Source organism: Actinophytocola sp. (genome assembly GCF_035634895.1).
Taxonomy (GTDB): Bacteria; Actinomycetota; Actinomycetes; order Mycobacteriales; family Pseudonocardiaceae; genus Actinophytocola.
In genome coordinates this window covers 22780-47808 of record NZ_DASQCC010000150.1, presented here as the reverse complement: position 1 = coordinate 47808, position 25029 = coordinate 22780, and the positions used below count along the sequence as shown (strand labels likewise).

23 protein-coding genes and 1 riboswitch are annotated in these 25029 nt (G+C 70.4%); of the genes, 14 read left to right on the top strand and 9 right to left on the bottom strand.

The genetic code is table 11. The features are described from left to right. Positions 1–37: 37 nt before the first annotated feature. Positions 38–153, top strand: a riboswitch (SAM riboswitch). A 32-nt stretch (positions 154–185) separates the two neighbouring features. From VET29_RS22230 to VET29_RS22215, 4 genes are all read left to right on the top strand, one after another. Further along, on the top strand, positions 186–1502 hold the full coding sequence (locus VET29_RS22230; RefSeq protein ID WP_324923537.1) for an aminotransferase class V-fold PLP-dependent enzyme: 1317 nt from the start codon (positions 186–188) through the stop codon (positions 1500–1502). 23 nt (positions 1503–1525) lie between these two features. After that, a complete protein-coding gene (gene lspA, locus VET29_RS22225; protein WP_414636566.1) occupies positions 1526–2125 on the top strand; it encodes a signal peptidase II in 600 nt (199 codons plus the stop codon). Continuing rightward, on the top strand, positions 2122–3051 hold the full coding sequence (locus VET29_RS22220; RefSeq protein WP_324923536.1) for an RluA family pseudouridine synthase: 930 nt from the start codon (positions 2122–2124) through the stop codon (positions 3049–3051). Before lspA ends, VET29_RS22220 begins: the two co-directional genes overlap by 4 nt. A gap of 67 nt (positions 3052–3118) precedes the next feature. Further along, positions 3119–3532, top strand: a complete 414-nt coding sequence (locus tag VET29_RS22215; protein ID WP_324923534.1) for a hypothetical protein — start codon at positions 3119–3121, stop codon at positions 3530–3532. Here the strand turns inward: VET29_RS22215 and VET29_RS22210 are convergent. After that, positions 3529–4530: an AsnC family protein gene (locus tag VET29_RS22210; protein ID WP_324923532.1), complete on the bottom strand. Its 1002-nt coding sequence runs from the start codon at positions 4528–4530 to the stop codon at positions 3529–3531. The two genes, VET29_RS22215 and VET29_RS22210, sit on opposite strands and share 4 nt — an antisense overlap. 103 nt (positions 4531–4633) lie before the next feature. On the opposite strand from VET29_RS22210, the gene VET29_RS22205 reads away from it, so the two are divergent. From VET29_RS22205 to VET29_RS22185, 5 genes are all read left to right on the top strand, one after another. Further along, complete coding sequence (locus tag VET29_RS22205; protein WP_324923529.1) at positions 4634–5893, top strand: CehA/McbA family metallohydrolase; 1260 nt, start codon at positions 4634–4636, stop codon at positions 5891–5893. Between the two features lie 156 nt (positions 5894–6049). Beyond that, entirely contained in the window at positions 6050–7444 is a 1395-nt protein-coding gene (locus VET29_RS22200) for an extracellular solute-binding protein (protein WP_324923527.1), read from the top strand. A 102-nt stretch (positions 7445–7546) separates the two neighbouring features. Beyond that, positions 7547–8440: a sugar ABC transporter permease gene (locus VET29_RS22195; protein WP_324923524.1), complete on the top strand. Its 894-nt coding sequence runs from the start codon at positions 7547–7549 to the stop codon at positions 8438–8440. Continuing rightward, positions 8437–9258 (top strand): carbohydrate ABC transporter permease, encoded by an 822-nt coding sequence (locus VET29_RS22190; protein WP_324923523.1) that lies wholly within the window; start codon positions 8437–8439, stop codon positions 9256–9258. The genes VET29_RS22195 and VET29_RS22190 overlap by 4 nt, the downstream gene beginning before the upstream one ends. Positions 9259–9304: 46 nt before the next feature. Beyond that, positions 9305–10366, top strand: coding sequence for an ABC transporter ATP-binding protein (locus tag VET29_RS22185; protein WP_324923520.1), 1062 nt, complete (start codon positions 9305–9307; stop codon positions 10364–10366). Here the strand turns inward: VET29_RS22185 and VET29_RS22180 are convergent. Both VET29_RS22180 and VET29_RS22175 read right to left on the bottom strand, forming a co-directional pair. Next, positions 10293–11438 (bottom strand): glycosyltransferase 87 family protein, encoded by a 1146-nt coding sequence (locus VET29_RS22180; protein WP_324923518.1) that lies wholly within the window; start codon positions 11436–11438, stop codon positions 10293–10295. The two genes, VET29_RS22185 and VET29_RS22180, sit on opposite strands and share 74 nt — an antisense overlap. 68 nt (positions 11439–11506) lie before the next feature. After that, the gene (locus VET29_RS22175; RefSeq protein WP_324923516.1) at positions 11507–12133 is read right to left on the bottom strand and encodes a LysE family translocator; all 627 of its coding nucleotides are present in this window, start codon (positions 12131–12133) and stop codon (positions 11507–11509) included. Between the two features lie 191 nt (positions 12134–12324). Here VET29_RS22175 and VET29_RS22170 point away from each other — a divergent pair, with 191 nt between their 5' ends. After that, a complete protein-coding gene (locus tag VET29_RS22170) occupies positions 12325–12861 on the top strand; it encodes a DUF6891 domain-containing protein (RefSeq protein ID WP_324923514.1) in 537 nt (178 codons plus the stop codon). On the opposite strand, the gene VET29_RS22165 is transcribed toward VET29_RS22170, so the two are convergent. From VET29_RS22165 to VET29_RS22155, 3 genes are all read right to left on the bottom strand, one after another. Continuing rightward, the gene (locus tag VET29_RS22165) at positions 12830–13369 is read right to left on the bottom strand and encodes a GNAT family protein (protein ID WP_324923512.1); all 540 of its coding nucleotides are present in this window, start codon (positions 13367–13369) and stop codon (positions 12830–12832) included. The two genes, VET29_RS22170 and VET29_RS22165, sit on opposite strands and share 32 nt — an antisense overlap. A gap of 524 nt (positions 13370–13893) precedes the next feature. After that, complete coding sequence (locus VET29_RS22160) at positions 13894–14319, bottom strand: OsmC family protein (protein WP_324923510.1); 426 nt, start codon at positions 14317–14319, stop codon at positions 13894–13896. Between the two features lie 116 nt (positions 14320–14435). Next, positions 14436–15056 carry a uridine kinase gene (locus VET29_RS22155; protein WP_324923508.1) on the bottom strand — a complete coding sequence of 207 codons (621 nt, stop codon included), beginning with the start codon at positions 15054–15056 and terminating at the stop codon, positions 14436–14438. A gap of 152 nt (positions 15057–15208) precedes the next feature. Between VET29_RS22155 and dnaE the strand changes: the two genes are divergently transcribed. Then, complete coding sequence (gene dnaE, locus VET29_RS22150) at positions 15209–18805, top strand: DNA polymerase III subunit alpha (protein ID WP_324923506.1); 3597 nt, start codon at positions 15209–15211, stop codon at positions 18803–18805. A gap of 519 nt (positions 18806–19324) precedes the next feature. Then, the gene (locus VET29_RS22145) at positions 19325–20701 is read left to right on the top strand and encodes a phosphodiester glycosidase family protein (RefSeq protein ID WP_324923504.1); all 1377 of its coding nucleotides are present in this window, start codon (positions 19325–19327) and stop codon (positions 20699–20701) included. 184 nt (positions 20702–20885) lie between these two features. On the opposite strand, the gene VET29_RS22140 is transcribed toward VET29_RS22145, so the two are convergent. Further along, the gene (locus VET29_RS22140) at positions 20886–21545 is read right to left on the bottom strand and encodes a sulfotransferase family protein (protein ID WP_324923502.1); all 660 of its coding nucleotides are present in this window, start codon (positions 21543–21545) and stop codon (positions 20886–20888) included. A 102-nt stretch (positions 21546–21647) separates the two neighbouring features. Here VET29_RS22140 and VET29_RS22135 point away from each other — a divergent pair, with 102 nt between their 5' ends. Continuing rightward, the gene (locus VET29_RS22135; RefSeq protein ID WP_324923575.1) at positions 21648–22544 is read left to right on the top strand and encodes an NADP-dependent oxidoreductase; all 897 of its coding nucleotides are present in this window, start codon (positions 21648–21650) and stop codon (positions 22542–22544) included. Positions 22545–22568: 24 nt separating this feature from the next. Here VET29_RS22135 and VET29_RS22130 read toward each other — a convergent pair whose 3' ends face one another. Continuing rightward, positions 22569–23828: an adenosylmethionine--8-amino-7-oxononanoate transaminase gene (locus VET29_RS22130; protein ID WP_324923500.1), complete on the bottom strand. Its 1260-nt coding sequence runs from the start codon at positions 23826–23828 to the stop codon at positions 22569–22571. A gap of 16 nt (positions 23829–23844) precedes the next feature. After that, positions 23845–24144, bottom strand: coding sequence for a glutaredoxin family protein (locus VET29_RS22125; RefSeq protein WP_324923499.1), 300 nt, complete (start codon positions 24142–24144; stop codon positions 23845–23847). A 69-nt stretch (positions 24145–24213) separates the two neighbouring features. Between VET29_RS22125 and bioD the strand changes: the two genes are divergently transcribed. Beyond that, a complete protein-coding gene (gene bioD, locus VET29_RS22120; RefSeq protein WP_324923497.1) occupies positions 24214–24933 on the top strand; it encodes a dethiobiotin synthase in 720 nt (239 codons plus the stop codon). Positions 24934–25029 lie beyond the last annotated feature (96 nt).

Below are 25029 nucleotides of genomic sequence, written 5' to 3'. Positions count from 1 at the left end.
CAGTTCTGCGGGCCATCGGCTACCTTTTCTTCACGAAGGTCATGAGAGCCAGCGCGAAGCCCCGGCTAGCTGGACGGCAACCCTCCAACCGCGGTGGGGTGCCCCGGGTGAGGACCAGGCCTCCCGCGACCTGCGGGTGGGCAAGCGCGGACCCACCGGGGTCCCCGAGCCAGGAGAGCGCCTCGATGACGCTTGCGATCCCCCATGCCCGAGCCGCGGTCGAAGCACCGAGCAGCGAGCTGCCCACGGTGGCCGGCAGCCGGCTCACCGTGCCGCTGGTGGACGGCCGGCACGTCCAGTACGCCAACCTCGACCACGCGGCCAGCGCACCCTGTCTCGACGCCGTCCGGGACGCGGTGGACGAGCTGCTGCCCTGGTACGCGAGCGTGCACCGGGGCGCCGGGTTCGCCTCCCAGGTGTCCACGAAGGTGTACGAGCAGGCCAGGGAGGCGGTCCGCGACTTCGTCGGCGCCCGCCGCACCGAAGAGGTGATCTTCACCCGCAATACGACCGACGCGCTGAACCTGCTGGCCAGGGCCGTGCCGCAGCGCACGTCCGTGATCGTCTTCGACACCGACCACCACGCCGCGATCCTGCCGTGGCGCGGCCCGTACGTGTACCGCGTCACCCCGACCGCGAACGTCGAGCGCGACCTCGACGAGGCACTCGCGCGGACGCCGACCGGGCCGCGGCTCGTCGTGGTCACCGGCGCCGCGAACGTCACCGGTGAGCTGTGGCCGGTCGCCCGCCTGTCCGCCGTCGCCCGCCGGCACGGCGCCCGGATCGTCCTCGACGCCGCCCAGCTCGCCCCGCACCGCCCGGTCGACATCCACGCGCTGGACGTCGACTACGTCGCGATCTCCGGGCACAAGCTGTACGCCCCCTTCGGCGCCGGCGCGCTGGTCGGGCGGGCCGACTGGCTGCGTGCGGCGCACCCGTACCTGGCAGGCGGCGGCGCGACCCGCCAGGTCACCGAGCGGGCCGTGTCGTGGCACTACGGCCCGGAGCGGCACGAGGCCGGCTCGCCGAACGTGGTCGGCGCGCACGCGCTGGCCGTGGCCTGCCGGACGTTGAGCAGGCACTGGGACGTGGTGTTCGCGCACGAGGAGGATCTGCTCGACCGGCTGCGTACCGGGCTCGCCGCCATCCCCGGCGTGCGGCAGCTGTCGATCTTCGGCGACGACTCGCCGCGCGTGGGCGTCGTCAGCTTCACCGTCGACGGCCACGACCCCGGCCTGGTCGCCGCGTACCTGTCCGCCGAGCACGGCATCGGTGTGCGGGACGGCGCGTTCTGCGCGCACATCGCGGTCCGGCGGCTGTCCGGTGACCGCGCGTTGCGGGCGAGCGTCGGCCTCGGCAGCACCGCCGAGCACGTCGACCGCCTGCTCACCGCGCTGCGCAGCCTGGTCAGCCACGGCCCCGGCGTCGGGTACACGCTGGTCGACGGCCGGTACGCACCGGTCGACGATCCCCGTGAGCTGCCCGCCTTCCTGAGTGAGTGACCGGACCGTGGACAATGGGTTTCGTGAGCGAGCTTGCGAGCGATTCATCATCCTCGCCCGACGAGACCAGCGCCGACGCGGAGGCTGACACCGAGACACCGGTGGTGCCGCCCCTGCCGCCCCGGCGGGCATGGCTCGTCGCGATCGTCGCGCCGATCGTGCTGGCCGCCGACCTGATCACCAAGCAGGCCGCGCTGACCGCGCTCGAGGGCGAGCAGCCGGTCCGCGTGCTGGGTGGGCTGTTCTACCTGCAGATCGTGCGCAACCCCGGTGCCGCGTTCGGCATGGCCACCGGCATGACCTGGGTGCTCACGCTGATCGCGCTCGCGGTCGTCGTCGGGATCATCTGGGTGATGCCCAAGCTGCGGTCCGTCGGCTGGGCCATCGGCCTGTCGCTCGTGCTGGCCGGCGCCGTCGGCAACCTGGTCGACAGGTTCTTCCGCGCGCCCGGCGCGCTGCACGGGCACGTCGTCGACTTCCTGTCGCCGTTCGCACCCAACGGCGACGTGTTCCCGGTGTTCAACGTGGCGGACTCGTCGATCGTGTGCGGTGGCGCGCTGATCGTGCTGATGGCGTTGCTGGGCCGCGACTACGACGGCCGGCGGACGGCGGGGAAGAAATGAACTCACGCACCCTGCCCGTCCCGGACGGGCTCGACGGCATGCGCGTGGACGCCGGCCTGGCCAAGCTGCTCGGCCTGTCCCGCACGACGGTCGCCGCGATCGCCGAGTCCGGTGACGTGAGCCTGGACGGGCGTCCCGCCGGCAAGTCCGACCGCCTCACCGCGGGCGCGTGGCTGGAGATCACGCTGCCCGAGCCGGAGCGCGAGGGCGAGCCGGTGCCCGCGATCGAGGTCCCGGGTCTGGCGGTCATCCACGAGGACGACGACATCGTGGTCGTGGACAAGCCGGTCGGCGTCGCCGCGCACCCGAGCCCCGGCTGGACGGGCCCGACGGTCATCGGCGGACTGGCGGCCGCGGGCGTGCGGGTGTCGACGTCCGGCGCGGCCGAGCGGCAGGGCGTCGTGCACCGGCTGGACGTGGGCACCACGGGGGTCATGGTGGTGGCCAAGAGCGAGCACGCGTACACCGTGCTGAAGCGCGCGTTCAAGGAGCGGACGGTCGACAAGGGTTACCACGCCCTGGTGCAGGGCCACCCGGACCCGTCCGCCGGCACGATCGACGCGCCGATCGACCGGCATCCCAAGCACGACTACAAGTTCGCGGTCGTCGCGAGCGGGCGGCCGAGCGTCACGCACTACGAGACGCTGGAGGCGTTCCGCGCGGCGTCGCTGGTGGCGATCCGGCTGGAGACCGGGCGGACACACCAGATCCGCGTGCACTTCGCGGCACTGCGCCATCCGTGCGTCGGCGACCTGGCCTACGGCGCCGACCCGGTCCTGGCGAAGCGGTTGGGCATGGCCCGCCAATGGCTCCACGCCAGGAGACTCGCGTTCCACCACCCGGCGGACGGCCGGTGGGTGGAGTTCACCAGCGAGTACCCGGCGGACCTCCAGGCGGCGCTGGACCTGCTGACCGACGAGAGCTGAGAATCTCCCACAAACCCTCGCGTTCGCGTACTTTGGGCGACAACCCAACGAGGGGCGGTGGTGCGGCGTGCCGAGCGAGAAGGCGGACGGCGACCCGGTGGAGCACTTCCTCGTGGACGGTGTCGCGCCGCCGGTGATCGGCGGCGGCCCGCCGGCGCCGCCCTCCGACCTCGAACCGGACGGCCGTCGCGCGGACGACGACGCACCGAGCGAACCCGGCTTCGCCACTGGGCCGCGCCACGCCCCGGGTCGCTACGGACAACCCGCGCCGGCACAGCCCAACCACCACCAGCCGGCCGGCTTCGCGTCCGCGGGCTCCTATCCGCAGGCAGATGAGCACCGCACCGAGCCGCCGACCTCGCCGATCCCCGCCATCCAGCCACCCGGGCAGCAGCAACCCGAGAAGCGCAGATCATGGGTGTCGCGGGTGTTCCGGCTGTCCGGTGACCAGTCCGACCAGAGATCCCGGGACAGGTATTAGTTCTCGACGGTCCACGTGAGGGCGCGGGACTCCTCGTCCGGGCGCGGACTCCAGCGCACCGAGGTGACCTCCGTGTGCTCCGGCACCACGTAGACCGTGTGGCCGCCCTGCGTCTCGCCGGGTGGCACGCCGATCCGGTGCGGTGGCCGCGACGACAGCGACACCGGCGCCTTCGAGATGGTCTTCCCGTCCGGCGTCACCAGCACCAGGTACAGGTCCGGCAGCGACTGGAACGCCACGTTGCCGCGGTTGGTCAGCTCCGTGTGCACGACCACCGACCGCTCACCCTCCTGCAGCCGGTAGCCGGCGGCGGTGAACAGGTAGTCGGCCGGGTCGACGACCTCCACGAGCGTGATCGACAGCCGCTCGCCCTCCAGCCCCTCGGTCTGCAGGGCCGTGCCGACCCTGCCGTGCCGCACGTCCGGCTTCTCCGCGCGGACCGTGGGCTGTGTCACATCCTGCGGTGGTCCGTCCCCCCGGGCCCACGTCGACGTCTGCGGCGGGCCCCACATGCTGATCGGGGCCTCCACCTGAGGCATGGGCTGCTGCTGTGGAACCGGCGACTGGAACGGCTGGCTGGGTGGTCCGGTCTGGGCGGGGAAGGGGGAGCTGGGTGGTCCCGTGCGCGGCATGACCGGCTGTGGCACCGAATGCGGGCCGGACGGTCCCTGCTGCGGCTGGCCGTACGGACCGGGAACAGGGCCCGGCACGGGCATCGGCCCGGAGGGCGGGTACGGCCCGGTCGGCGTGCCCTGCACGCCGTAGGGCATCCCGTACTGCGGTGACGACGCGGCCATCATGGCCGCCGCGGCCTGGCGGAGGCGGACGGGGTCACATTCGACCCCCACGAGCAGCGGCAACCCGGTCGCCGAGAGCGCCACCAGGCGTGACGCGACCTCCCGCGGGTCCATCCCCAGTCGGGCGGCCACCTCGTGCACCGCTGCTCTGCCCATCTCGGCAACCAAGCCAAGGAGGCGGACGTCTACCGGATCCGTCACGGCTCGCACGCTACCCCGTCCACTCGACCATCGCGGCGGAAGCCGCGCCCAGCGGATGCATTCTCCTCTCTCCTGTCCCATCCGTTACTGGCAGGATCTACCCATGGGCGCCCCCAAGATCCACAGAGGCTTCTGGACCCGCGATCTGAGAGCTGACAAACACTGGCCACTGCTTCCGTTCGACGTGCCGCCGGGCTGCCGGTCCATCGCCGTCGAGCTGGAGTTCGACCAGGCGGCAGGCGCCGTGATCGACCTGGGCTGCGAGGGCGCGCGGGGGTGGCGCGGCTGGTCCGGCGGCGCCCGGCGGAGCTACGTGATCACCCCGGACGCGGCCACGCCCGGTTACGTCGCCGGCGACCTGGAGCCAGGGGAGTGGCACGTGGTGCTCGGCCTGCATCGCCTGCCCGCCAACGGCATCGACGTCACCGTCACGATCCGCACCGACGAGGACGTCGAACTGCCCGCGAAGCGCCTCGACCCGCCCGTGCCGGCGAAACCGCGGCCGCGCGGCCTGCCCGCCGCCGCCGGCCTGCGCTGGGTCGCTACCGACCTGCACGCCCACACGCTGCACTCCGACGGCACGGCGACCGTCGCGGAGCTGGCCGCCGCGGCCGTCGCGGCGGGCCTGGACGCGCTGGCGGTCACCGACCACAACACCGTCAGCCACCACGCCGAGCTGGCCGAGGTTGGTCGCAGGTATGGCATCGCGCTGATCCCCGGCCAGGAGATCACCACGGAGTTCGGCCATGCCAACGCCTTCGGCGACATCGGCTGGGTCGACTTCCGCGAGCCGGCGGCCAACTGGGTGAAGACCGTCCGCGAGCGCGGCGGCCTGCTGTCGATCAACCACCCGCTCGGCGGCGACTGCGCGTGGCGGCATCCGCTGCCGGAACACCCGCCGCTGGCCGAGGTGTGGCACTCCAGCTGGCAGTCACCGGAGTGGGGCGGCCCGGTGGCGTGGTGGCAGGCATGGGGAACGGCGGCGACCCCCATCGGCGGCAGCGACTGGCACGGCCCCGACGCCGGTGTCCGCCTGGGCGCCCCGACCACGTGGGTGGCGGTCGACTCCCACGCCCGCAACGCCGAAGAACTGGTCCCGGCCGTACTGGAAGGCCTGCGAGCCGGCCGCACCGCCGTCTCGGCGGACCGCACCGGCCCGGTCCTGCTCCCGGTCGACGGCAAGTTGATCGCACTGGACGCCCCGGGCACCCTGCTCATCGGCCCCGAGGCCACCCACAAGGTCCGCTTCGACCGCGACACCTTCGACCCACCCGGCGCCCACGGCCACATCCTGTGCAGCCACGACGGCGCCACCCTGGCCCTGGCCGGCACCCCCCGCGAGTCGCGCGTTCACACACACTGAGTCGCGCGTTCACACACAATGAGTTGCGGTTTCGTGCCGATCTTCGTGCCGCGTCGGCGTCATAGTCGCGCTCGCCACCGCGCCGGGCTAATCTCCGTCCTGTTCGGACCGCTGTTGGTGAAAAGCCAACGAACTCGATGACGAGAGGTGCCGGAGATGCGAGCTCGGCGAACTTTGGCGATTACCGCCGTCGCCACGATGGCGCTGGGGGGCTGCCTCGGGCAGCAGCAGGACTCGGACAGCGGCCGCAACGCGGACGCCAAGGACGTGACCCTCACCATCACGGCGAACGCGGTCGCCGGCGGCAAGAACGACCTCATGGCGAAGTGGATCACCGACTGGGTGATCCCGGAGTTCACCAGGCAGCAGAAGGCCAAGGGTGTCAACGCCACGGTCAAGTTCGACGGCAGCGGCGTGGACGACGGCGAGTACAAGGCCAAGATCGCCCTCGACTTCAACACCGACGTCGGCGGTGACGTCGTCGAGATCGACGGCATCTGGCTCGGCGAGTTCGCGGAGGGCGGCCAGGTCAGGCCCCTCGACGACCTCGTCGGCAAGGGCAAGGTCGACGCGTGGGACGGCTGGCCGCAGATCCCCGACGCGGTGCAGAAGCTCGGCGAGTTGGGCGGCAAGCGGTACGGCATCCCCGTCGGCACCGACGGACGCGTGATCTTCTTCAACAAGAAGCTCTTCGCGCAGGTCGGTCTGCCGGCCGACTGGCAGCCGACGAGCTGGGACGACATCACCGCCGCGGCCGTCAGCCTCAAGCAGCTCCCCGGCGTCACCCCGATCCAGCTCAACGCCGGCACCGCCATGACAGAGGCGACGACCATGCAGGGCGTCCTCCCGCTGCTCGCCGGCACCGGCACCGAGATCTACCAGGGCGGCAGGTGGCAGGGCGCCACCAAGGAGATCAAGGCGGTCCTCAACCTCTACCAGCAGGTCTACCGCGGCAACCTCGGCGACCCGGTGCTCGCGCAGGAGGCCAAGGGCCGCGACAAGTCGTTCGAGGAGTTCGCCCAGAACAAGATCGGCATCCTGTTCGAGAGCGACTACTTCTGGCGTTCGGTCGTCGACCCGACCGTCGGCGTCGCGAAGATGGCCGACCGGGACACCGCCGTCGGCTGGGCCAAGATCCCCGCCATGAACCCGGGCGCGGGTGTCGGCGGTCAGGACTACGTCAGCATGTCCGGCGGCTCGATCCGCGTGATCAACCCGAAGACGAAGTACCCGCAGCAGGCGTGGGAGCTGCTCCAGTTCATCAACTCCGCCAAGGCCACCAAGGAGCGGCTCGGCGACACCGCGCAGATCACGCAGCGCCAGGACGTCAACGAAGAGGTGCTGAAAAACGACCCGATGCTGGGCTTCATCGCCGAGAAGGTCCTGCCGATCACCCGCTACCGGCCGGGGCTCGCGGATTACCCCAAGGTGTCGACCGCCCTGCAGCAGGCGACCGCCGACATCATCGCCGGCAAGAGCGCCGACGAGGCGGCCGCCGCCTACCAGGACGCGCTGATCAAGGCCGTTGGCGAGGACAAAGTTGCGAAGTAGGGAGAGAAGCGAAGGAGCCGCCGCCGGACTGAGCGAGGAGCAGGGCTCGGGAGCGAGGAACGAGCGTCGAGCTCTGCGACGAGGGAGGGAGGCGGCCCGCGGATGAGCGGAGCGACCCATCCAACACAGCGGGACGCCTCCGGCCTCGGCGTGGCGCGGGCGGTCGGGTTCGTGTCGCCCGCGCTGCTGCTCATCGGCCTGTTCCTGGTCTTCCCGGCCCTCTGGACCATCTACATAGGACTGACGAACTACACGCTGACCGGGCCGAACTCGGTCGCGCCGTCGTTCGTGGGCCTGTCGAACTTCATGGCCGGCCTGGACGACGCGCTGTTCGGCAACGCGGTCTGGCTGACGCTGCTGTTCGTCGCCGGCTCCGCGGTGCTGGGCCAGAACCTCCTCGGCTTCGCGCTCGCGTGGGTGCTGCGGTCCGCCCGTCCGGTCGTCCGCCGCACGGTCGAGACCTTCGTCCTGCTGGCGTGGATCCTGCCCAGCGTGGTCGTCGCGTACCTGTGGACCGCGGTGCTCGACCGCGACGGCGGCACACTGAACACCCTGCTGGGCGACGGTTCCACGGCGTGGCTCGTCGAGTACCCGATGGCCTCGCTGATCGTGTTCAACACCTGGCGGGGCACCGCGTTCTCGATGATGCTGTACGGCTCGGCGCTGGCCGCGGTGCCGCCCTCACAGCTGGAGACGGCGAAGACCATCGGCGCGAGCGGCTGGCAGACCGTGCGGGACGTCGTGTTCCCGCACATCCGCGGGCACGTGCTCACCAACACGCTGCTCATCTCCCTGTGGACCGCCAACGACTTCACGCCGTTCCTGCTCACCGCGGGCGGCCCGAACCACGAGTCGGAGACGCTGCCGGTCTTCATCTACCAGCAGGCCATCGCGAACGGGGAGCTCGGCTACTCGGCGGCGATCTCGTTCCTGCTGCTGATCGTGAACCTGCTGGTGTCGCTGGGGTACCTGCTCCTGCTACGGAGGCGCGCGTGAGCTTCAACGCGATGCTGCGCCGTTCCCTCTACACCGTCCTGATCGCGGCCCTGCTGGCGTTCTTCGCGGTCCCCACGCTGTGGCTGGCGTCCGCGCCGTTCGACAGCGACCCGGGCGTCGGCCTGCGCTGGCCGGACTGGACGCTCGACAACTGGCGCGTCACCTTCTCCCACCCGTACGCGCTGGGCTCGCTGCTCAACTCGGTCCTCCTGTGCGCGGTGGCGACGATCGTGACCACGGCACTGGGCACCCTTGCGGCCTATGCCCTGTCCCGCGTCCGCATCCCGGGCCGGGACGCCCTGCTGTACGTGCTGTTGCTGCTGTCCAGCGTGGTCACCGGCACCGCGGCGATGGTGCCGATCTTCGTGATGATGCTCCAGCTCGGCCTGATCAACTCGCAGTACGCGACCGGCCTGGTGATCGCGGGCGGCATGCTGCCGGCGGCGATCTTCATCCTGAAGGACTTCATCGACTCGGTGCCGCGCTCGTACGAGGAGTCCGCGCGGGTGTTCGGCGCGTCGCCGGGCCAGGTGCTGCGGCACGTGGTCCTGCCGGTCGCGCGGCCGGGCATCGCGACGATCACGGTGTGGGCGTTCGTGCAGGCCTGGGGCAACTTCCTACTGCCGTTCCTGCTGCTGCGCGACGTGTCCGAGCAGCCGGCCGCCGTGCTGCTGCGCACGCTCAAGGACGAGGGCGGCAGCGCGAACCTCACGGTGATCCCGGTGTTCTCGCTGCTCTACGCGGTCCCGGTGGTGGCGTTGTACCTGTTCGTCAGCAAGCGGTACGGGTTCCGCTTCCACGGAGGGATCAAGGCATGAGTGGAGCTTGCGGAGCGGTCCACGGAGCGGACGAGGGGGTGTGCCGATGGCGGCCATCGAGCTGACCGGACTGTCCACTGTGTACCCGAACGGGGTGCGTGCGGTCGACGGCCTGGACCTGTCCGTCGCGGACGGCGAGTTCTTCGCGCTTCTCGGCCCGTCCGGCTGCGGCAAGACGACCCTGCTGCGCACGATCGCCGGCCTGGAGGAGTCGTCGGCCGGCACGATCTCGCTGGGCGATCGCGACGTCACCCGCGTCGACGCCGGCAAGCGCGGTGTCGCCATGGTGTTCCAGGACTACGCCCTGTTCCCACACATGACCGTCGCCCAGAACATCGCCTACCCGCTGCGTGTGCGGCGGGCGTCGAAGCAGGCGCAGCAGGACGCGGCCACGTCGACCTCCGCTGGTCTCGGTCTGTCGGCACTGCTGGCGCGGCGCCCCGGGCAGCTGTCCGGTGGCCAGCAGCAGCGGGTGGCGCTGGCCCGCGCGATCGCCATGTCCGCGGACGTGCTGCTGCTCGACGAGCCACTGTCGAACCTGGACGCCCGGCTGCGGTTGGAGGCGAGGACGTTCCTCAAGCGCCTGCAGCACGACCTGGGCCTGACCACGGTGTTCGTGACCCACGACCAGGCGGAGGCCCTGGCGCTGGCCGACCGCATCGCGGTGATGGCCGAGGGCCGGATCCGCCAGCTGGGCACACCGAAGGACGTCTTCCAGCGCCCGGCGGACACGTTCGTGGCGAACTTCATCGGCTCGACCCCGATGAACCTGCTGTCCGGCACGGTCCGTGACGGTCGGGTCGAGGTCGCGGGGGCGATGCTTGCCCCGCCGGGTGACCTGACCCTGGCCGACGGCACCCCGGTCGTGGCCGGCATCCGCCCCGAGTACCTCCAGCCCGGCGCCGAGGGCATCACCGGGGTGGTGTCGATCGTCGAGAACCTGGGCGTGACGTCGCTCGTGACCCTGGAGTGCCCCGGCGAGGTGCTGGTCGGCCTGACCGTGCCGGAACACGAGGAACCGGCGGTCGGCACGACTATGACCGCGGCTCCGGCGCCTGGACGTCTTCTGGTGTACGACGGCGAGACCAGCGAGCTACTGACGGCCTAGCCAGCACGACCAGGATCGCCAGGCCGTACCAGGAGAACTCGTTGCCCACGATGTGCTGCCACCACGCCCAGTGCAGCTCCCGGTCGAACCGGTTGGGCAGCACCCAGTGCAGCGGCGCGGCGAACAGCACCGCGCCGACGCCGGCCACGATCCGGGCCGGCCAGCGCCACTCGCGCAGCCGGGGCGCCACCCAGACGCCGGCGAGGACGATCCACACCCAGTGGTGCGACCAGGAGACCGGCGAGACCAGCAGCCCGGCGATGGCGGCCGCGAGCAGGGCGCCCAGCCTGTCGCCCTCGGCATGCGCGCGCCGTGCGCCGTACCACGCCACCGCGACGACGACCAACGAGGACGCGAGCCACAGCCCCGTGGTGAGCGTGCCGCCGAGCCCGAGCCGGTGCCAGAACCCGTTGAGCGACTGGTTGCCGGTGTAGGTCAGCCCGCCGATCCGGGCCGGGTCGTCCAGCACCGCGGACAGGTACGCCGGGGTGTCGCCGGGGGACAGGACCCACGCCACCAGCGTCGCCACGACGAACGCGGCGACCGCGGTCACCACCGGCCGCCACTCCCGCCGCGTCGCGAAGAAGAGCAGGCACGCGAGCGGCGTCAGCTTGACGGCGGCCGCGAGCCCGATCAGCAGCCCACGTGGCCACCGCGTGCGCGGCAGCAGACAGTCGGCGACGACCAGCACCATCAGGATCAGGTTGATCTGGCCGAACCCGAGCGTCAGGCGGACCGGTTCGAGCAGCACTCCGCCGACGACCACCGTGGCGACGGCGGCGGCCGTCCGGCGCGGGACGACGAGCATCGCCACGCCGACGATGGCGAGCAGCGACAGGACGGTCACCAGCGCGACGGCCACGTCCCACGGCACCAGCGCGAACCCGGTGAACAGCAGCGCGGAGACCGGCGGGTAGGTGAACGGCAGGCCCTTGGTGTGGTAGCGGTGGGCGAACGCGTCGGAGTAGAGCGAGAAGCGGTCCAGCCAGGCCTGCCCACCCGCGCGGTAGACCCGCAGGTCCATGAAGTTCCGGAAGTCGACCAGCAGCAGTAGGACGATCAACACGGCCACGACGGCCGAGAGTGCGACAACAGAGGAACGCCGCGTCACGATTTCCCCCTTGCTGGACCGTTCGGAGTCTACCGATCGGCCACCAGCCGCACGGCGAGCCCGCCGAAGATGGCCGCCGACACCCGGTTCAGCCAGCGCTGGATGCCCGGCCTGCGCAGGAGCACCCTGGCGAGCGTTCCGGCGGCGAGCCCCACGGTCGCGTCCACGGAGAACCCGATGACGATGAGGATCGCGCCCATGGCGAGGAACTGGACCGGCACCGGCCACCCGCCCTCGGTGACGAACTGCGGGAGGAACGCGACGTAGAACAGCACGACCTTGGGGTTGGAGAGGTTGACGAGCATGGCCATCAGGTAGGTGCGGCGCAGCGATCGCTGCCCGAACCTGGTCGGCGCCGTACGGGCCACGTCCTTGGCCGACCGCAGGGTGATGATCGCGAGGTAGACGAGGAAGACCGCCCCCGCGATCCGCACGGCATCGAGCGCGACGGGCGCCGCCTGCAGCAACGCACCGAGCCCGAGCGCGGCGGCGACGGTGTGCCCGACGATCCCACTGGACATGCCCGCGGCGGCGACCACCCCCGCGGCCCGCCCCCGCGCGATCCCGTTGGCCATGATGAACATCATGTCCGGCCCGGGCACGACACTGATCACGACACAGGCGACGGCGAACGCCAGCACGATCGAGAAGTCCATCCCCGCATCCTGAAACAAGGCATGCCCGTTCGTCTCGGGGATTTTCGTCGCCCGTCCGGATGGTGGAACACTGCCGCGCATGCTCGCTCTCGACCGTGGCCACCCAGTGCGGACCCTGGCGGCCACGAGATGGGTTCGGCCCACACCGACACCGGGTCCCACCTGATCGCCTTCCCCGAGGAGATTTGACCGTGCTCGAGCCCCAAGAGGTCGAGGAGATCGAGGAGTTCGCCCGCCCCCTGGTCCACGGCGGCTTCACCGGCCGGGACGAGGTCGTGGCGGTCGCCGTCGAGTACTTCGAGGACCAGTACGCGGAGGCGGACCTGGCGGCGCGGGTCGATCGGCTGTGGCAGGCCCGCGTGGCCGAGCAGGCGACCTGGCCGGCGGAGACCGATGCGGAGCGGGTGCTGGCCGTGCTGGAGTCCATGCCCGGCATCGTGGCCAGGGCCAACTTCACCTGCTGCGGCACCTGCGGCACGGCCGAGATCGGCGCGGCGGCACGGGAAGGCGACCACGGCTACGTCTTCTTCCACCAGCAGGACACCGAGGCAGCCGCATCCGGCGCCGGCCTGTACCTGTCCTACGGAACCTTCGACGGCACGGACCCCACGACGGTGGCCAAGGAGGTGGTGACGGCCCTGAACTCCGCCGGCGCCCCGACGGTGTGGAACGGCAGGGCGAACACGAGGATCCTGGTCAGCCCGCTGGAGTGGTGTCTCCGCCTGTGAGTTCGGTGCGCACCATGCGGTAGAGGACCTCGTCCCGCCACGCGCCGTCCCGGAACGTGCGCCCCTTCATCACGGCCTCACGCGTGAAACCGGCCTTCTCCAGGGCCCGCTGCTCGGCCAGGTTGTCGACCTCGGTGACGGCCTGCACCCGGTTGATCGGCGCATGCGCGAACAGGTAGCGGGCGAGAAGGTGTTGGGCGGCCGCTCCGTACCCCTTGCCACGAGCGTCCGGCCACAGGCTGATCCCGAACTCGAGGCAGTAGGTCACGTTCCCCGTCATCACCCGAAACCACGACACGAACCCGAGCGTCTCGTCATCCAGCGCGACCATCAGCACGCTCTTGTCGTCGGAGAGAAGCCCGTTCTCCGCGAACCGCCGCCGCCACTGCCCCCCGCCGACGAACCCACCCCAGTTGAACTCCCCGATGGCGGCCGGATCGTTGAACATGGCATCCAACGAGTCAAGATCCGACTCGGCCACCGGCCGCAACCGCAACCCCTCGATCATGCCAGCACGCTACGCGGAAAAACCGGGGGAGTCGCGCCCTTTCACCAGGTTGGCGGGGGTGCCCTTCGCGACGTAGAGCGTCCCAAGAGGCACCCCCACGACACCGCGAGTGCGCGTTCCGCCTCGCCCGCCCCCTTGGCGGGGCCAAGCCTGGACGTGTCCTTCCCACCACAGGCTTCGACCAGCCGGGCCAAGCCGGAGGCTGAGAGATGCTCTCCCGAACGTCCCAACCTCGCGGCCGACTCTTCCCAAGCGGGAGGCGGCCGAGCGGCCGGCTCCTTCCCGCCGCGGCGGTCCAGGCCAGTGAGGAGTCCGTGCTTCAACCGGCCAGGCCAAGACGCCGGAGGCTCAGCGGTGCCCTCCCAAACGCCCCAACCTCCCGGCCGTCTCCTCCCAACCAGCGAAGGCCCTCAAGCGTCAAGCAGCCGGACCGGATCGACCCCCGGCCCAGCCCCGCCTCCCAACGCGCCCCCGGCCCCCGGCCGCCCGGCCCGCCCGCAAACGGCCAGAAACGGCAGAGACCCTCAGACCAACGCCGCATCCAGCGTGATCGTCGTCCCGGCAAGCGCCTTCGACACCGGGCAGTTCGCCTTGGCCTCCTCGGCGGTCTTCGCGAAGTCCTCCGAGGAGATCCCCGGAATCGAGGCCCGCACGGTGAGGTGGATCCCCGTGATCCCCTCCCCGGGCTGGAACGTGACGTCGGCCTTCGTGTCGACCGTCTGCGGCGGCGTGCCCGCGCCGGCGAGGGCGTGCGAGAGCGCCATCGAGTAGCAGGTCGAGTGGGCCGCCGCGATGAGCTCCTCCGGGCTGGTCTTCCCGTTGGCGTCGTTCGCCCGGGACGCCCAGGACACCTCGTAGGAACCGATGCCGGACGAGTCCAGCGAGACGGTGCCGGCGCCCTCGAGCAGCGAGCCCTCCCAGTGCGCGTTGGCGGTGCGGATGGTTGCCATGTAAGTCCTCCTCAGTCGACTGCCGGGCAAGAGTCTGCCGCACCCGTTCGGCGGCCGCGCTTCGACGTGACCTGTCCGGCCGGCCCCGAGGTGCGTTCGCTCGAATGTTCGATAAACTACCCGTCGAGCAGCGCCGGGTGCGCCGGATCGTCCACTCGTACCGCGAAGTCGGCGTGGTCGAGCGGCCGCACGGTCGAGTGGTAGCGCTCGAAGGCAGGCAACGCCCATGCGTCGGACAACCTCCGCCGCAGGGCGGCAGGGGAGATCCACAGATGAACGGCACAGTCCAACGGCAGGCCGCGGCCGAGCAGCAGCTCGCCGTCGAGCACGAGCACGCCGGGGCGCGGCAGGTCCACGTAGTCCGCCCGCGTGGCGCGGTCGGTCGCCGCGTTCCAGAACGAGGGCAGCACCCGCCCGGACCCGCCGGGGCCGAGCGGCGTGAACACCTCGCGGGTCAGCGCGCCCACGTCGAGCCAGTCGTCGTACCGGGCGTCCGGGTCGGTCCGGCCACGCTCGAACCGCAGCGACGCCGGCCGCAGGAAGTCCGCGGCGGACACCCGCTGCACCGCCCGCCCGCGCACCCGCAGCTCGTCGGCGAGCCGGTCGGCGAGCTCCCCGGGTGCGGCCGGCGGCGCCCCGTCGACCGCCACCCTGGTCCAGTCCGTGCCCGATCGGGTGATGATCATCTCGGCCACTTCGGTGACCAGCAGATCGGGCGAGATGGGCCGGAAGCGCATGCCGTCGATCATGCCTTTCGCGCGGCGGTGCCCGCTGATCCGCGCCGTGGGCTTCGCTCGTTGTCGGTGGTCCGAGGTACAACACCCCGCATGAAGACACACCATGAGCCGGTCGTTCAACCCCGCGTCACCGCGTCGTAGGGTGGTGCCTCGTGGCGGCTGACTCGTTCGTTCATCTCCATGTGCACACCGAGTACTCGATGCTCGACGGCGCCGCCAAGGTCGCGCCGCTGATCAAGGAGGCCGCGCGGCTCGGCATGCCCGCGGTCGGCATGACCGACCACGGCAACATGTACGGGGCCGACGAGTTCTACCAGTCGGCCAAGAAGATCGGCGTCAAGCCGATCATCGGCATCGAGGCCTACGTCGCGCCCAACAGCCGCTACCACAAGAAGCCGGTCTTCTGGGGCGAGGCCCGCCAGCGCAGCTCCGACGACGAGGGCGTGGGCGGTGACGTCTCGGGTGGCGGCGCGTACACGCACATGACCATGCTCGCCGCCGACGCGACGGGTCTGCGCAACCTGTTCACGCTGTCCTCGCTCGCCTCCATCCAGGGCTACTACCGCAAGCCCCGCATGGACCGCGAGCTGATCGCCGAGCACGCGAGGGGCATCGTCGCGACCACGGGCTGCCCGTCCGGCGAGGTCCAGACCCGGCTGCGTCTTGGTCAGACCGCCGAGGCGATCCAGGCCGCGTCCGACTACCGGGACATCTTCGGCCATGAGAACTTCTTCCTGGAGCTGATGGACCACGGGCTGCCGATCGAGCGGTCGGTGCGTGAGGGCCTGCTGGACATCGGCAGGAAGCTCGACCTGCGGCCACTGGCCACCAACGACTCGCACTACGTCACCAAGGACCAGGCCGACGACCACGCCGCCCTGCTCTGCGTGCAGTCCGGCAAGACGCTGTCCGACCCGAACCGCTTCAAGTTCGACGGCGACGGCTACTACCTGAAGTCCGCCGAGGACATGCGTGAGTACTGGGACAAGGAGGTCCCCGGCGCGGCCGACTCCACGCTGCTGATCGCCGAGCGTGTCGAGTCCTACGAGGACGTCTGGGCCTTCGCCGACCGGATGCCGGTGTTCGACGTGCCGGCGGGCGAGGACCAGCCCAGCTGGCTGCACAAGGAGGTCATGCGCGGCCTCAACTGGCGCTTCCCGGACGGCATTCCCGACGGGTACGTCGAGCGGGCCGAGTTCGAGCTGAACGTGATCATCCAGAAGGGCTTCCCGGCGTACTTCCTCGTGGTCGCCGACCTGGTGTCCTACGCGCGGCGGGTGGGCATCCGGGTGGGTCCCGGCCGTGGGTCCGCGGCGGGCTCGCTGGTCGCGTACGCGCTGGGCATCACCAACCTCGACCCGATCCCGCACGGCCTGCTGTTCGAGCGGTTCCTCAACCCGGAACGCACGGCCATGCCCGACATCGACATCGACTTCGACGACCGCAGGCGTGGCGAGATGATCACCTACGCCACGGACAAGTACGGCCAGGACAAGGTCGCCCAGGTCATCACGTTCGGCACCATCAAGACCAAGGCCGCGCTGAAGGACTCGGCCCGGGTCCTGCACGGCCAGCCGGGCTTCGCGATCGCCGACCGGATCTCGAAGGCGCTGCCGCCGCCGATCATGGCCAAGGACATCCCGCTGTCCGGCATCGTGGACCCGAAGCACGAGCGCTACGCCGAGGCCGCCGAGGTCCGCACGCTGATCGAGACCGACACCGAGGTCGGCAAGATCTTCGAGACCGCCCGTGGCCTCGAGGGCCTGATCCGCAACGCGGGTGTGCACGCATGTGCCGTGATTCTGTCGTCGCAGCCGCTGATGCAGTCGATCCCACTGTGGCAGCGTGACGACGGCTCGATCATCACCGGCTGGGACTACCCGTCCTGCGAGGCCATCGGCCTGCTGAAGATGGACTTCCTCGGCCTGCGCAACCTGACGGTCATCGGCGACGCGATCGACAACATCAACAGCAACCGCGGCGAGGACGTCGACCTCGACACCCTCGGCCTGGACGACAAGAACACGTACAAGCTGCTGTCCAAGGGCGACACGCTCGGCGTGTTCCAGCTGGACGGTGGCCCCATGCGGGACCTGCTGCGCCGCATGCAGCCGACGGGCTTCGAGGACATCGTCGCGGTCGGCGCCCTGTACCGCCCCGGCCCGATGGGCATGAACGCCCACAACGACTACGCGGACCGCAAGAACAAGCGGCAGCAGATCAAGCCGATCCACCCCGAGCTGCAGGAACCGCTCAAGGACATCCTGTCCGAGACCTATGGTCTGATCGTCTACCAAGAGCAGATCATGTTCATCGCCCAGAAGGTCGCGGGCTACTCCATGGGACAGGCGGACGTGCTCCGCAAGGCCATGGGCAAGAAGAAGCAGGAGGTGCTGGACGCCGAGTTCGAGCGCTTCCAGGCCGGCATGAAGGCGAGCGACCTGCGCCCCGGCGGCTTCTCCGACGCGGCGATCAAGGCGCTGTGGGACACGATCCTCCCGTTCGCGGGCTACGCGTTCAACAAGTCACACGCGGCCGCCTACGGCCTGGTGTCGTACTGGACCGCGTACCTCAAGGCCAACTACCCGGCCGAGTACATGGCCGCGCTGCTGACGTCGGTGGCGGACAACAAGGACAAGAGCGCGGTCTACCTGTCCGAGTGCCGCCGCTCCGGCATCAAGGTGCTGCCCCCGGACGTCAACGAGTCCGGCCTGCGCTTCGCCGCGGTCGGCACCGACATCCGCTTCGGCATGGGCGCGGTCCGCAACGTCGGCGCGAACGTGGTCGACTCGATCATCAAGACGCGCGAGGCAAAGGGCAACTACACGAGTTTCACCGACTTCCTGGACAAGTCGGAGCTGGTGGTCTGCAACAAGCGGGTGATCGAGTCACTCGTGAAGGCGGGCGCGTTCGACTCGATGAAGCACACCCGCCTGTCCCTGGTCCAGGCGCACGAAGAAGCGGTGGAGGCGGTCGTCGGCCTGAAGCGCCAGGAGGCGATGGGCCAGTTCGACCTGTTCGGCTTCGGCGACGACGAGGGTTCTGCACCGTCGAGCGACTCGAGCCCGTTGGCACACCTGAAGTTCACCGAGGAGGAGTGGCCACGCAAGCAACTCCTCGCGTACGAACGGGAGATGCTGGGCCTGTACGTGTCGGCCCACCCCCTGGACGGCGCCCAACGCCTACTCCGCAAACACGCGCCGAAGCCGATCGCGGAAATCCTGGCCGACCCGCCGAAGGAAGGCGAGCTGGTCCTCTCGGGAATGATCTCCGCGATGGAACGCCGCGTGAACAAGCAGGGCGAACCGTGGTGCATCTGCACGATCGAGGACCTGGACGCGTCGATCGAGGTCCTGTTCTTCGCGAAGAGCTACTCCGTGCTGTCGCAGGACCTGGTGGAGGACGCGGCGGTAGCGGTGAAGGGCCGGGTCAACTGGCGCGAGGACAAGATGTCCGTCTTCGGCTCTGGCCTGATCCCGCTCGAGTTCTCCGAGGCTGACCTGTCAGCGGCGGCGGAGGAGGAGGAAACCCCTTTCGTCCTGCTGTGCAACCCGGTCAAGCTGAACGACGAGGTGGTGGGGGAGTTGAAGAACACCCTGACCGCTCATCGGGGTGACACTCCGGTCCATCTGCGGTTCGCCCACAAGGAAAACGGCGTGACGTTGGCCTTGGACGACTATCCGATCAAGGTGACGCCGGCTTTTCTGGGTGAGATCAAGGCGATTCCTGGTGTGACGGTGGACGCCTGATTCTGGCTGCGTGGCTTGGCCGGGGTGGGTGCCGGGCCGGGCCGGGGTTCCGGGGTTCCGGGGTGCGGGGCAGGGGTGGGCCGGGGGCGTGGGTTGGCAAGGGGGTGGGCTTGGTAGGGCCAGTATTGCTTTCCATGCCTTTCCATGCCTTTCCATGCCTTTCCATGCTTTTTCTGCCGTTCGTGATCTTTTCTTCCCTTCCTTCCCTTCCTTCCCTTCCTTCCCTTTCTGCCTTTTGCGCCTTTTGCGCCTTTTGTGTTGCTCGCTGCCTCCCAAGCTCAGTGACATTGGCGGGTTGCTGTGGTTGGGTTTGCCCGACCGCGGATCGGGACGGGGTGTCTTATGTGGACGCGTAGGTTGGTCGTACTCAGCGGAGCCGCTTTACTCGGCGCGCTCCTCACCGCGCCTGTGGCGCAGGCCCACGAGCGGGGTCTGCCGCTTGGGCCGCGTGGTCTGCCGGAGACCCGGACCACCGAGACCCTTCAGCCTGGTGTCACCCTGACCACGATCGTCCGTGGCGTGGCCGACTCTGCCGACAGCTGGACCGTGGAGATCTCGATTCCCGGTGGTGGGCCGGATCCGGACGCACCGCCGACCGCCCTGTCCACGCGTGCGGCAGCCGACCAGCTGGCCGCGGCGCTGCGGTCCGCGGGGTTCGAGCCGCGGGTCGAGGACGTCACCACTCCGCGGCTGGCGGACTTCGCGGGTGGCTCGCTCGGGTTTCGGGTCCGTGTCGGCCATCACCCCACGAAGGCTTTGGCCGACACTCAGCTTGCCGCGGTTCGGGCGGCGGGTTTTGCCGGGTCGACCGTGTTCACCGGGTGGGACGGTGCGTCCACCGACCGTGGTCCGTGGGTCGTGCGGGTGCTGACCGTCGACCCTCGGAGGTTTCGCGGGTCCCTTGCCGGTGACTTCGGGCCCGACATCGAACGGCGGGAGACCACGAGCGTTCTGGCGGCCGCGCGTGGCGCTACGGCTGCCGTCAACGCCGGCTTCTTCGTGCTGGACCCGGCTGCGGGTGCACCGGGTGACCCGGCTGGCGTCGGCGTGTACGACGGACGCCTGCTCAGTGAGGCGGTGAACGGCCGGCCGTCGCTGGTCTTCAGTCAGAACGCCCACGCGACGGTCACCCGTAACACCTGGACCGGCACCGTCTCGAGTGGGCGGCGGACGGTGCGGCTGGACGGGCTGAACCGCGTTCCCGGCCTGATCCGCAACTGTGGCGGTCTCGGCGACGCCCCCACCGATCGCCCCTTGCACGACACGACCTGCACCGATCCCGACGAGCTGGTGGCGTTCACCGCGGACTTCGGCGCCTCGACACCGGCGGGTCCGGGTGCCGAGGCGGTCGTCGACGCCCACGGCCGGGTCGTGACCGTTCGCACGCCGCGTGGCGGTCCGCTGCCTGCCGGCGCCCGGTCGGTCCAGGCCACCGGCAGCCGGGCGGCGGAGCTGACGAACCTGGCTCAACCAGGCCAGAAGCTGACGATCACGAGTCGCCTGAGCGGTGCTCGGTCCGACTACGTGATCAACGGCGGTCCGGAGCTCGTCCGCGACGGTCGTCAGCACGCGACCCCGGCCCGTGACGGCATGGTCCATCCGAACGACCCGAGTTGGTACTACGGCTGGGCCGCGAAACGAAACCCGCGGACGATAGCGGGCGTGGACGCCCGCGGCCGGGTCGTGCTGATCACGGTGGACGGGCGGTCTACGTCGAGCCTGGGCCTGTCGATAGCCGAGTCCGCGGCGGTGGCCCAGGCCCTGGGCATGCGCGACGCGATCAACCTGGACGGTGGCGGCTCAACCACCATGGTGGCCAACGGCAAGGTGATCAACACCCCGTCCGACGCGACCGGCGAACGGCCGGTGGGCGACGCGATCCTCGTGCTGCCGTGACCAGTGCGGTGTCCACCGCGCTAGTGTCCCGCGCCGGAAATCAGGCAACCAATTCGGCGGCCCAGCTTCCTGCTGGCGGCGTTGCCGGTTCGCCCAAGTACGACCCAGTACGAGGGCGAACCGGCGCCTTGCCAGCAGAAACCTGGATCCACCGACTTGATCACCGCATTTCCGGCGCGGGACACTAGTCGAAGTCACCACCCCTGCGCACGGCCTGGTCGACATTGTCCCGGAACGAGCCCGCGTCGTTTCCGTGCGGAAAGGGCACGTTTGGCACCCTGACGTCGAGAAAGTTGCACAACGGCGCCCAGCCCAGCTCGACCTCGTACACGAGCAGCCGCTCGGCGGCCACCCCGGCACGCACGGAGTCGTTGTGCCGCAGGAACTCCGCGATGGTGTCGGCTTCGTCCAGATCTCGGCGGAACCCCCTGGTGGCCATGGCCGCCGACAGGGGTGCGAGCGCCTCGACAAGCCCGGAACCACCCGCCGACGTGAGCCGCTCGACGCGCTCTCCCTTGTCCTGACCGAGAATCGTGGCCCGTGCGCTCCGGTACCAAGCCCGCGGCTCCCGGACGGTGAGCACGACCTTCGCGTGTGGCCACAGCTCGGTCGACTCCCGCCACAGCAGACAGCTGGGCAGGTCCAGGCAGGCCCGGTATCCGTCGAGAAGCTCGGGCAGGACGGTCGTGCCGCCACCCAACGCGCGAGCCCACCCGGCCGCGGTGTCGGGCCGCTTGAGCACCTCACTCATGTGATGGCAGGGCCCGAACCCGAGCAGCTCCAGGGCCCGTTTCAACGAAGCCGTCCCGGTCCGCCCATACCCGGCCCCGATGACGTCGACCATCGGCAACCCCCTTGCTGACTGGCTCGATCTTGTCACGCGATGGCGTTCGCGCTACTGGCCGACTTCGATGATCGGGGAGAGGATGGCCCCATGACGAAGACGATGCGGGCGATCAGCGTCCAGCGGTCCGGTGGCCCGGAGGTGTTGGCCGAGGTCGAGGTGCCCCGACCCGAGCCGGGGCCCGTGGAGATCCTCGTGCGCGTGCATGCCGCCGGCGTCAACCCCACCGACTGGAAGTCGCGGGCCCGTGGTGAGACGCGCGGCGGAGCGGCTCCCTACATCCCGGGCTACGACGTCTCGGGTGTCGTCGAGGCGGTCGGACCGGGTGTGCAGCTCTACCGGCCGGGTGACGAGGTGTTCGGCATGCCGCTCTTCCCGAAGCCCGCCGGCGCCTACGCCGAGTACGTCGTCGCGCCGCCCCGCCACTTCGCGCGCAAGCCGGCGAGTCTCGACCACGTGACCGCCGCCGGGTTGCCGCTCGCCGGGCTCACCGCCTGGCAGTCCCTTGTGGACTACGCGAACGTCCAACCAGGACAACGCGTCCTGGTCCATGCCGCGGCCGGCGGGGTCGGGCACCTCGCGGTGCAGATCGCCAAGGCGCGCGGCGCCCACGTCATCGGCACCGCCAGTGCCGCCAAGCACGACTTCGTCCGCGGGCTCGGCGCCGACGAGCTGATCGACTACCGCACGACGGACTTCACCCGGGAGACCGGCGACCTGGACGTCGTCATCGACACCATCGGTGGTGACTACGCCGCCCGGTCACGCTCCGTGCTGCGTGCCGGCGGCGTCCACGTCGTGCTGGCCAACCCGACGGACGACGCCTTCATGCTCGTCGAACCGGACCACGCGGGCATGGTCGCCCTGGTCGACCTCGTCGAGAAGGGCCAGCTGGCTGTCACCCTCGACTCTGTGTTCCCGCTGGCCGAGGCCGCCAGGGCGCACGAGCACGGTGAGCGGGGCGGTGCCACGGGCAAGATCGTCCTGACGGTGGTGTAGACCCGCGACGAGACACCCTGCGAGCTAACCGCGACTGGCCGCGGCCAGCATGCCCTCGGTGATCAGCGCCAGGTCGGCGGGGGCGGTGACGTACGGCGGCATCGTGTAGATCAGGTCCCGGAACGGACGCAGCCACACGCCCGCCGCCACCGCCGCCTCGGTCGCCGCTGCCATGTCCACCTCGTGGTCCAGCTGCACGACCCCGATCGCGCCCAGCACGCGGACGTCCCGCACGCCCGGCAGCGTGCGTGCCGGTTCGAGGCCGGCCGCCAGTCCGGCCTCCAGGCGCCTGACCGTGCCCTGCCAGTCTTGCGACAGCAGCAGCTCGATCGAAGCGCAGGCCACGGCCGACGACAGCGGGTTGCCCATGAACGTCGGACCGTGGGCCAGGACCGGGACCGAGCCGCGGGAGATGCCGTCGGCCACGCGCGACGTGCACAGGGTCGCGCCCATCGACAGGTAGCCGCCGGTCAGAGCCTTGCCGACGCACATGATGTCCGGCGCGACCGCGGCCTGGTCGGCGGCGAACAGGGTGCCGGTGCGGCCGAAGCCGGTCGCGATCTCGTCGAAGATCAGCAGCACGTCGTTGGCCAGCGTCAGCTCGCGCAGGACGTGCAGGTAGCGCGGGTCGTGGAACCGCATCCCGCCCGCACCCTGCACGACCGGCTCGACGATCACCGCGGCCAGCTCGTCCGCGTGCTCCTCGATCATCGAGGCGAGGTGGGCGACGTAGTCGTGCTCGAAGCCGGCCGGGGGAGTGTCCGCGAACACCTGCGCCGGCAGCACACCACGCCACAGGCTGTGCATGCCACCGTCCGGGTCGCAGACGCTCATCGGGTGGAACGTGTCGCCGTGGTAGCCGCCGCGCCAGGTCAGCAGGCGCCGCTTCTCGGGGCGGTCCAGGGAGCGCCAGTGCTGCAGCGCCATCTTGACCGCGACCTCGACCGACACCGAGCCGGAGTCGCACAGGAAGACGTGCTCCAGCCCGGCGGGCGTGATCTCGACCAGCTTCGTCGCCAGCCGGACCGCGGGCTCGTGGGTCAGGCCGCCGAACATGACGTGGCTCATCCGGCCGGCCTGGTCCGTCAACGCCTTGTCCAGCACGGGGTTCCGGTACCCGTGGATGGCCGCCCACCACGACGACATGCCGTCGACCAGCTCGCGTCCGTCGGCGAGCCGCAACCGCACGCCGGCCGCCGACTCGACCACCAGGGGGTCGACGACGCCGGGCATGGGGCCGTAGGGATGCCAGACGTGTGCCCGGTCGAGTGCGATGAGATCCACCCGCGGAGGTTAACTCTCAGCGGCACTCGGTCCGGCCGCGCCGCAGCCGGTAGGAGGACAGCGTGGTGGCCAGCTCCACGTCGGTCGGCTCCACGAGCACCGTGCCGTCCGGGGCGACGATCACCGGGATGTTGGTCCGCCCACCCGCGATCTCCATCGCCCGCGCCTGCACGGCGGGGTCGGCCTCGGTGTCGTACTCCACGAAAGGGACGTTGTGCCTGCGTAGCCACGTCTTGGCACGCCGGCAGTCGCCACACCATTCCGCGCCGAAGACTTGGGTCTGATCCGTAGCAGACCCCCCGTCGCCCAGGATCACGGGTGAGACCCTAACCGAGACCGGGGCGGCTTGGGTTGCGGCAAATGGGTGGGACTAAATTTACGGCCCGTGAGTTTCATGGTGCTCACAGGTACCGGAACGGGCGTCGGCAAGACGGTCGTGGCTGCTGCCGTGGCCGCGCTCGCCGTGCACCGGCGGCGGAGCGTCGCGGTCCTCAAGCCGACACAGACCGGACTAGCACCCGGCGAGCCCGGCGACGTCGACGAGGTCACCCGCCTCGCCGGCGACGACGTCACGACCTGGGAGCTTGCCCGCTTCCCCGACCCGCTCGCCCCTGCCACGGCGGCGCGCAGGGTCGGCATCATGCCCGTCACGCCCAAGCAGGCCGCCGCGGCCGCCGTCGAGCTGTCCCGCGGCCACGACCTGGTGCTCGTCGAGGGCGCGGGCGGCCTACTGGTGCGGATGGACGACCACGGCGGCACGCTCGCCGACGTCGCCTGGTCCGCCGGCGCGCCCGTGCTGATCGTCGCCAACGCCGGCCTCGGCACCCTCAACGAGACCGCCCTGACCGCGGAGGCCCTGCGGCGCAGGGGCATCGAGTGCGCCGGCGTGGTGGTCGGCTCGTGGCCCGCCAAGCCGGACCTCGCCGCCCGCTGCAACCTCGACGACCTGCCGGTGGTCGCCGGCGCGCCGCTGGTCGGCGCCCTCCCGGCCGGGGCCGGCACCCTCAACCGGATGAAGTTCCTGGACATGGCCATCCAGTCGCTGGCCCCGTCGCTGGGCGGCGAGTTCGACGCGACCGGTTTCGCCGCGACACACGCCGCCTAGCGTCGCTCGAGGAACGATCGCGCGTGACGCACATCGCGTGTCCACGTGAGCCGGTTGCGGCAGACTGGCCCGGAAGCACCCGATCACGGATGGAGG